8 protein-coding genes are annotated in these 7,304 nt (G+C 71.0%); 6 read left to right on the top strand and 2 right to left on the bottom strand.

The window, feature by feature from the left end:
• Positions 1-108: 108 nt before the first annotated feature.
• Together ACLJTM_RS24150 and ACLJTM_RS24155 are read right to left on the bottom strand one after the other, a co-directional pair.
• A complete protein-coding gene (locus ACLJTM_RS24150) occupies positions 109-1,179 on the bottom strand; it encodes a hypothetical protein (RefSeq protein WP_411105775.1) in 1,071 nt (356 codons plus the stop codon).
• Positions 1,179-1,931 (bottom strand): RNA polymerase sigma factor, encoded by a 753-nt coding sequence (locus ACLJTM_RS24155; RefSeq protein WP_411105806.1) that lies wholly within the window; start codon positions 1,929-1,931, stop codon positions 1,179-1,181. Before ACLJTM_RS24155 ends, ACLJTM_RS24150 begins: the two co-directional genes overlap by 1 nt.
• Before the next feature lie 328 nt (positions 1,932-2,259).
• Between ACLJTM_RS24155 and ACLJTM_RS24160 the strand changes: the two genes are divergently transcribed.
• The 6 genes from ACLJTM_RS24160 (at position 2,260) to ACLJTM_RS24185 (ending at position 7,098) form a co-directional block, all read left to right on the top strand.
• Complete coding sequence (locus tag ACLJTM_RS24160; RefSeq protein WP_411105776.1) at positions 2,260-2,865, top strand: 2-oxo-4-hydroxy-4-carboxy-5-ureidoimidazoline decarboxylase; 606 nt, start codon at positions 2,260-2,262, stop codon at positions 2,863-2,865.
• A 152-nt stretch (positions 2,866-3,017) separates the two neighbouring features.
• A complete protein-coding gene (sdhC, locus tag ACLJTM_RS24165; protein ID WP_078892868.1) occupies positions 3,018-3,398 on the top strand; it encodes a succinate dehydrogenase, cytochrome b556 subunit in 381 nt (126 codons plus the stop codon).
• A 5-nt stretch (positions 3,399-3,403) separates the two neighbouring features.
• The gene (locus tag ACLJTM_RS24170) at positions 3,404-3,886 is read left to right on the top strand and encodes a succinate dehydrogenase hydrophobic membrane anchor subunit (protein ID WP_411105777.1); all 483 of its coding nucleotides are present in this window, start codon (positions 3,404-3,406) and stop codon (positions 3,884-3,886) included.
• 23 nt (positions 3,887-3,909) lie between these two features.
• On the top strand, positions 3,910-5,664 hold the full coding sequence (gene sdhA / locus ACLJTM_RS24175) for a succinate dehydrogenase flavoprotein subunit (protein WP_411105778.1): 1,755 nt from the start codon (positions 3,910-3,912) through the stop codon (positions 5,662-5,664).
• Positions 5,664-6,431 (top strand): succinate dehydrogenase iron-sulfur subunit, encoded by a 768-nt coding sequence (locus ACLJTM_RS24180; RefSeq protein WP_411105779.1) that lies wholly within the window; start codon positions 5,664-5,666, stop codon positions 6,429-6,431. The genes sdhA and ACLJTM_RS24180 overlap by 1 nt, the downstream gene beginning before the upstream one ends.
• Before the next feature lie 145 nt (positions 6,432-6,576).
• On the top strand, positions 6,577-7,098 hold the full coding sequence (locus tag ACLJTM_RS24185) for a hypothetical protein (RefSeq protein WP_411105780.1): 522 nt from the start codon (positions 6,577-6,579) through the stop codon (positions 7,096-7,098).
• Positions 7,099-7,304: the final 206 nt, after the last annotated feature.

A 7,304-nucleotide genomic window follows, 5' to 3' on the forward strand; every position in this document is an offset into this window, starting at 1 on the left:
CCCAGGGGTACGGGGGGAACCCCGGCTCATGCGCAGCCGATGACCAGTCGGCTCACTGACTACTGCGCCACGGGTTCGAAAAGTGTTACAGCGGGGTGAGCGGGCCGATCACCGGCGGTCGAGGAAGCCGGTGAGCGGCCGGGCGGGGTCCAGCGTGGGCGCCGGCGGCGCGGCCCCGCCGGAGACGGGCCCCTGCGGTGCGGGAGCGTCCCCGCGGGCGCCGCCCTTGGGGGGCCGGTCCAGCAGGGTGTCGCAGAAGCGCGCGATCCGCGCCGCGCCACTGGCCACCTTCGCGAGCCGGTCGCGGCGGTCGCCGTCGAGCCGGCCCGCCCGGTACTCCCGGCACAGGTCGACGTTCCGCAGCCGGCTGTCCCCTTCGCCGCCGCGGTCCTTGCCGGGGTCGCCGGCCGTGAGCCCTTCCCGGTCCGGGTCCGTACCGTCCCCGCCGCCGTCCGCGCCCTTGCCGTCCCGGTCGGCGCCGCCGGTCAGGCCGCCCTGCGCGTCCTTGCCCGGGCCGTCGGTGGCGGACGCGCCGGCGGAGCCCCCGCCCGTGGCGTGGGGGCCCGGGAGCGTACGGCCGCCGCCGGCGCCCGGGGACTGCGTCCCGCCGGAGGGCTGCGGGGAGGCCGTGCCGTCCCGCAGCGGGCTGGGCATCAGGTCCGGGCCCGTGGTCGGCTCCTGGCTCCCCGACGGAAGCAGCTCCCCGTCCGCGCTGACGGACGTGGCCGGCCCCGGGCCGGCGGTGTCGCTGCGGTTCTGGTCCAGCAGCCCGGCCCCCACCGCCGCGGCCACCCCGCCGACGGCGACCGCGGCCAGCGCGGCCGCCAGTCCGAAGCGGACGGGCCGTGCGGCGCGGCGTCCGCGCGGCGCCGGCGCGGAGAGGCAGACGGGGTGTCCGAGGTCCAGCAGGGGGTCGGCGCGGGGCGCGGGGCGGGGCGGGTCCGCGGCCCGGACCGCCGGGCCGCGGGCCGCCCGGAAGGCGGCCAGGGCGGCGGCTTCACCGGGCAGTTCCGCTCCGGCGGCCGGCTGTTCGGCCAGGGCGTCGAGGGCTGCGCGCAGGCGGGCGGCACGGGCCCGCGCCGCGGGATCGGCGTCCGGCCCCACAGGTTCCACCGGCTCGCCGCGCAGCAGTCGGTCCACCGCGGCTTCGTCCAGCCACCTGTCGCGCTCGTCGGCCATCACATGTCCTTCTGCGTCCGCCAACGTGAATGCGTCACACCGGTTTGTTCTACGAGGCCCCCGCCACGGCCGCGCTGGGCGGGGACGGCGTCGAGATCCCTCCCGCCCCCGCCGTCCCGTGCCGGGCCCCCGGCATTATGGCCGACCGGAGCCTCCGCTTCCGAGCCCGGGCCGCAGCCGGCCCCGGACCCGCCCCGCGCCTCCTGCGCCGCCAGCAGCTCCGCCAGCCGCTTCAGCCCCCGGTGCGCGGCCGTGCGGACCGCCCCGGGGCGCTTGCCCAGGGTCTCGGCCGCGGACTTGGCGTCGAGGCCGACCACCACCCGCAGCACGACGGCTTCCGCCTGGTCCTGCGGCAGCTGCGCGATCAGCGCCATGGCCATTCCGGTGGACAGCGCCTCCATGGCCTCGCCCGCGGTGTCGCAGTCCGCGGCCCGGCCGGCCAGCTCGCTCTCGTCGCCGCCGATGGCGGGACGGCGGCCGCGCATCCGGACGTGGTCGAGGGCCCGGTTGCGGGCGATGCGGGCGGCCCAGCCGCGGAAGCGGTCGGCGTCGCCGGTGAAGGAGTCGAGGTCGCGGGCGATCTGCAGCCAGGCCTCGGAGGTCACGTCTTCCGCGTCGCCGTCGCCGACGAGCGTGCGTACGTATCCGAGCAGGCGCGGGTGCACGGCGCGGTACACAGTACGGAACGCGTTCTCGTCGCCGTCCTGTGCCGCGAGCACCGCGGCGGTCAGCTCCGCGTCGTCCCCCAGCAAAGTCCCCAACCCGTTCACTGTCCTGTACGTGTGGCGCAAATCAGCACGTTACGGCTTTCAAGCACCCGCGTCCACGAGTTGTACAACGAGCAACCATCCCTGCGCGGAGCGAGGTGTGACACAAAACGCACTCCAGGCGCTGACAGGGGTACGGGCTTGTCGCACGAGCCCGTGACGGACGGCGACCGGGGCCTCTCCTGTGGGGGGTGGCGGCCTCGGTCGTCTTCCCCTTTCCGCCTGGTGTCAGCCATGCCCACTTCATCCTTTCGGCTCACTTCCGGGTGAAATCCTCGAATGGGTACGCCACTGACGACCCCGCGTCGATAGCGTGGCGGAACACCCGCGCCACGCCACGAGGAGCCCCCCGCTGTCCAGCCACCTTCCGGCCCAGGCCCGCGGCGGCTCCGACCCTTCACACGGCTCCGGGCTGGCGCGGTTCAACGCCCTGGCCCCCGAAGCCGCCCACGCCGTCCTCATGCACTGCTGCGGAAGCCGCCGCTGGGCCCACCGGATGGCCACGCACCGCCCGTACCCCGACCCCGGCGCGCTGCTCGCCGCCGCGGACGAGGCCTCGTACGACCTCTCCCAGGCGGACCTCACGGAAGCACTGGCCGCCGAATGCCCCGAGGAACTGGGGCACGGCGCGCCGTACGCCGCCCTGCTGGCCCTCGACGCGGCCCACGCGGAGTACGAACGGAAGTTCGGCCACGCCTTCGTGATCTGCCTCGACGGACACCCCCCGGAGGAGCAGGCCGACCAGCTCCTGGCGGCGATCCGGCGCCGGATGGGGCACGAGGTCGACGAGGAGCGCTCGATCTCCGCCGACGAGCTCCGCCGGGTCGCCCAGGCCCGGGTTCTCGACCTGACGCGCTGGCTGACCTCGCCCGATGGGCTGTCTGCCACGGAAATCGGGCGATACGCCCCCGTGGGATAGTCCGTACGTGCCTGTTTGATCACACCGAAGACCCCCGGGCGAAGGAACCGACAAAGCGTCGCTACGATGTCCGGGGCCGGAGGACCGTACCCGGCCGGGCCCGACCGACAACGAAGCCGGCTGGCCCCCGCCCCGCTTCCGGAGGGTTTTCCGTGCCGGCTGGAACGTTGTACCGCGGCCGGGAAGGAATGTGGTCCTGGGTGGCTCATCGAGTCACCGGCGTCCTCATCTTCTTCTTCCTGTTCGTACACGTCCTCGACACCGCTCTCGTCCGCGTCTCCCCCGAGGCGTACGACGATGTCGTGGCTACCTACAAGACGCCGATCGTCGCGCTGCTGGAGTACGGCCTCGTCGCCGCAATCCTCTTCCATGCGCTCAACGGTCTCCGTGTCATCGCCGTGGACTTCTGGTCCAAGGGCCCCCGCTACCAGAAGCAGATGCTCTGGACCGTCGTGGGCATCTGGATCGTGCTGATGGTCGGGGCTCTCTACCCCGTCCTGGGCCACGCCTACCTCGAACTCTTCGGGAAGTGACACGCATGTCTTCTGACACTTCTTTCGAAAAGGGCATCGGCGACGTCGAGGGCGCGTCCCTCTACGACGTCGACAACCCCGCCCCGTACATCGAGGCACCGCGCAAGCGCACGGGCAAGACCCCGCGCTCGACCCGCGGAAACTTCGAGATGGCCGCATGGCTCTTCATGCGCCTCTCGGGCATCGTCCTGGTCGTCCTGGTCATCGGCCACCTGCTGATCCAGCTGGTGCTCGACGGCGGCGTCTCCAAGATCGGCTTCGCCTTCGTGGCCGGCCGCTGGGCGTCCCCGTTCTGGCAGGTCTGGGACCTGCTGATGCTGTGGCTGGCCATGCTGCACGGCTCCAACGGTCTGCGTACCGTCATCAACGACTACGCGGAACGCGCCAACACGCGGCTGTGGCTGAAGGGCCTGCTCTACACCGCCACGGTGTTCACCATCCTTCTGGGCACGCTGGTGATCTTCACCTTCGACCCGAACATCCGCTAGGCAACGGGGCTGAGGCGAAACCAATGAAGATCCACAAGTACGACACCGTCATCGTCGGCGCGGGCGGCGCAGGCATGCGCGCCGCCATCGAGTCGACGAAGCGCAGCCGCACCGCGGTGCTGACGAAGCTCTACCCCACCCGCTCCCACACGGGCGCCGCGCAGGGCGGCATGGCCGCCGCGCTCGCCAACGTGGAAGAGGACAACTGGGAGTGGCACACCTTCGACACGGTCAAGGGCGGTGACTACCTGGTCGACCAGGACGCCGCCGAGATCCTCGCGAAGGAGGCCATCGACGCGGTCCTCGACCTGGAGAAGATGGGCCTGCCGTTCAACCGCACCCCGGACGGCACCATCGACCAGCGCCGCTTCGGCGGCCACTCCCGCAACCACGGCGAGGCCCCGGTCCGCCGGTCCTGCTACGCCGCGGACCGCACCGGCCACATGATCCTCCAGACGCTGTACCAGAACTGCGTCAAGGAAGGCGTGGAGTTCTTCAACGAGTTCTACGTCCTGGACCAGCTCCTCGTCGAAGAGGACGGCGTCAAGAAGTCGGCCGGCGTGGTCGCGTACGAACTCGCCACCGGCGAGATCCACGTGTTCCAGGCCAAGGCCGTCATCTACGCCTCCGGCGGCACCGGCAAGTTCTTCAAGGTGACCTCCAACGCGCACACCCTCACGGGTGACGGCCAGGCGGCCTGCTACCGCCGCGGCCTGCCCCTGGAGGACATGGAGTTCTTCCAGTTCCACCCGACGGGCATCTGGCGCATGGGCATCCTGCTGACGGAGGGCGCCCGCGGTGAGGGCGGCATCCTCCGCAACAAGGACGGCGAGCGCTTCATGGAGAAGTACGCGCCGGTCATGAAGGACCTCGCGTCCCGTGACGTCGTCTCGCGCTCCATCTACACCGAGATCCGCGAGGGCCGCGGCTGCGGCCCCGCCGGCGACCACGTGTACCTGGACCTGACGCACCTCCCGCCGGAGCAGCTCGACGCGAAGCTCCCGGACATCACCGAGTTCGCGCGCACCTACCTCGGCATCGAGCCCTACACGGACCCGATCCCGATCCAGCCCACCGCGCACTACGCCATGGGCGGCATCCCGACCAACGTCGAGGGTGAGGTCCTGGCCGACAACACCACCGTCGTCCCCGGCCTGTACGCGGCCGGCGAGGTCGCATGCGTATCGGTGCACGGCGCCAACCGCCTCGGCACCAACTCGCTGCTGGACATCAACGTCTTCGGCAAGCGCTCCGGCATCGCCGCCGCCCGGTACTCGCAGGAGAACGACTACGTCGAGCTCCCCGAGAACCCCGCCGCCCTCGTCCAGGAGCAGGTCGAGCGCCTGCGCAACTCCACGGGCCACGAGCGGGTCGCCGACCTGCGTCTGGAGCTCCAGGAGACGATGGACGCCTGCGTGATGGTCTTCCGCACGGAGCAGACCATCAAGACCGCGGTCGAGAAGATCGCGGAGTTGCGCGAGCGCTACCTGAACGTGTCCGTCCAGGACAAGGGCAAGCGCTTCAACACGGACCTGCTGGAAGCCATCGAGCTGGGCAACCTGCTCGACCTGGCCGAGGTCATGGCCGTGTCCGCGCTGGCGCGCAAGGAGTCCCGCGGCGGCCACTACCGCGAGGACTACCCCAACCGCGACGACGTCAACTTCATGCGCCACACCATGGCGTACCGCGAGGTCGGAGCCGACGGCTCGGACTCGATCCGGCTCGACTACAAGCCGGTCGTCACGACCCGCTACCAGCCGATGGAGCGTAAGTACTGATGGGCACCCCCACCCTGAGCAAGACGGACTCGATGGAGGCGGCGGCCGCGGCCTCCCCCTTCATCACGGTCACCTTCCGGATCCGCCGCTTCAACCCCGAGGTCTCGGACCAGCCGGAGTGGCAGGACTTCCAGATCGAGATCGACCCGAAGGAGCGCGTGCTCGACGGTCTCCACAAGATCAAGTGGGACCTCGACGGCACGCTGACCTTCCGCCGCTCGTGCGCGCACGGCATCTGCGGCTCCGACGCGATGCGGATCAACGGCAAGAACAGGCTCGCCTGCAAGACGCTGATCAAGGACATCAACCCGGAGAAGCCCATCACCGTCGAGGCCATCAAGGGCCTCACCGTGATGAAGGACCTCATCGTCGACATGGAGCCCTTCTTCCAGGCGTACCGGGACGTCATGCCGTTCCTGGTCACCACGGGCAACGAACCGACGCGTGAGCGCCTGCAGTCCGCCGAGGACCGCGAGCGCTTCGACGACACCACCAAGTGCATCCTCTGCGCCGCGTGCACGTCCTCGTGCCCGGTGTTCTGGAACGACGGCCAGTACTTCGGCCCGGCGGCGATCGTCAACGCGCACCGCTTCATCTTCGACAGCCGTGACGAGGCGGGCGAGCAGCGCCTGGAGATCCTCAACGACAAGGACGGCGTGTGGCGTTGCCGCACGACCTTCAACTGCACCGACGCATGCCCCCGCGGCATCGAGGTCACGAAGGCGATCCAGGAAGTCAAGCGGGCACTGATCACCCGCCGCTTCTGACCTTCCGCCGGCGCGGCCCAGCCCGTCGCCACGACCGAGGGCCCGTACTCCGCACCGGAGTACGGGCCCTCGGCGCAGGCGGCGGCGCCTGCCGGACGGCCCGCGGGGTAGGGCGCAGCCCGGTGCCTGTGGAAGGATCGGCCGTATGAGTGACCAGCAGCCGAATCCGTACGCGAGCGACCCTTCGCAGGGCAGCAACAACTGGGCCCAGGGAGAGGCCGGTTACGGCTACCCCCAGCCCTACCCGGGATCCCCCGCCTACCAGCCGACGATCGGCGGCGCAGGCATCCCGGGCGGCGCCCCCGCGTACGCCCCGGGCCCCGGCGGCCCCGGCCTGAGCCTCGGCGACATCACCATCGCGGGCGACCAGATCATCACCCCGTCGGGCAACATGCCGCTCCAGGGGGCGATGTGGAACGCGACGGACTTCTCCCGCACCGAGGAGAAGATCCCGACGCACGCGATCGTGCTCGCGATCGTCTTCGCCCTCTTCTGCCTGATCGGCCTGCTCTTCCTCCTGATGAAGGAGAAGGTCACCACGGGATACATCCAGATCACGGTCACGAGCGGCGGCCGCCACCACTCGACGATGATCCCGGCAGCGGACGCCCACTCGTACGCCTGGGTGATGACCCAGATCAACTACGCGCGCTCGCTGAGCATGTGAGGGGGCGGGGGGGGCTTCGGGGGCTCGCGGGGCGGGGGCTTCGGGGGGCTCTGTGCCGCCTGGGCGGGATCAGGGTGGTGTGGGGGTTTCCCGTCAGTCCCAGGGTCCTTCCGGGTCGGGCCGTCCCCTCAAGGGCGCTCCTTCGTCGCGTCGCTACGCGATGGCCTTCGGCCACCCTTGACCGGCCGTCCCGCCCCGGAAAGACA

The organism is Streptomyces sp. cmx-4-9 (assembly GCF_046548835.1).
In the GTDB taxonomy this organism is placed as follows: domain Bacteria; phylum Actinomycetota; class Actinomycetes; order Streptomycetales; family Streptomycetaceae; genus Streptomyces.

What these genes read in the sequence shown, in the direction of transcription:
- ACLJTM_RS24150 (WP_411105775.1), bottom strand. Translation starts at nt 1,179, where the DNA reads ATGGCCGACGAGCGCGACAGGTGGCTGGACGAAGCCGCGGTGGACCGA.
- ACLJTM_RS24170 (WP_411105777.1), top strand. Translation starts at nt 3,404, where the DNA reads ATGTCTTCTGACACTTCTTTCGAAAAGGGCATCGGCGACGTCGAGGGC.
- sdhA (WP_411105778.1), top strand. Translation starts at nt 3,910, where the DNA reads ATGAAGATCCACAAGTACGACACCGTCATCGTCGGCGCGGGCGGCGCA.
- ACLJTM_RS24180 (WP_411105779.1), top strand. Translation starts at nt 5,664, where the DNA reads ATGGGCACCCCCACCCTGAGCAAGACGGACTCGATGGAGGCGGCGGCC.
- ACLJTM_RS24185 (WP_411105780.1), top strand. Translation starts at nt 6,577, where the DNA reads ATGAGTGACCAGCAGCCGAATCCGTACGCGAGCGACCCTTCGCAGGGC.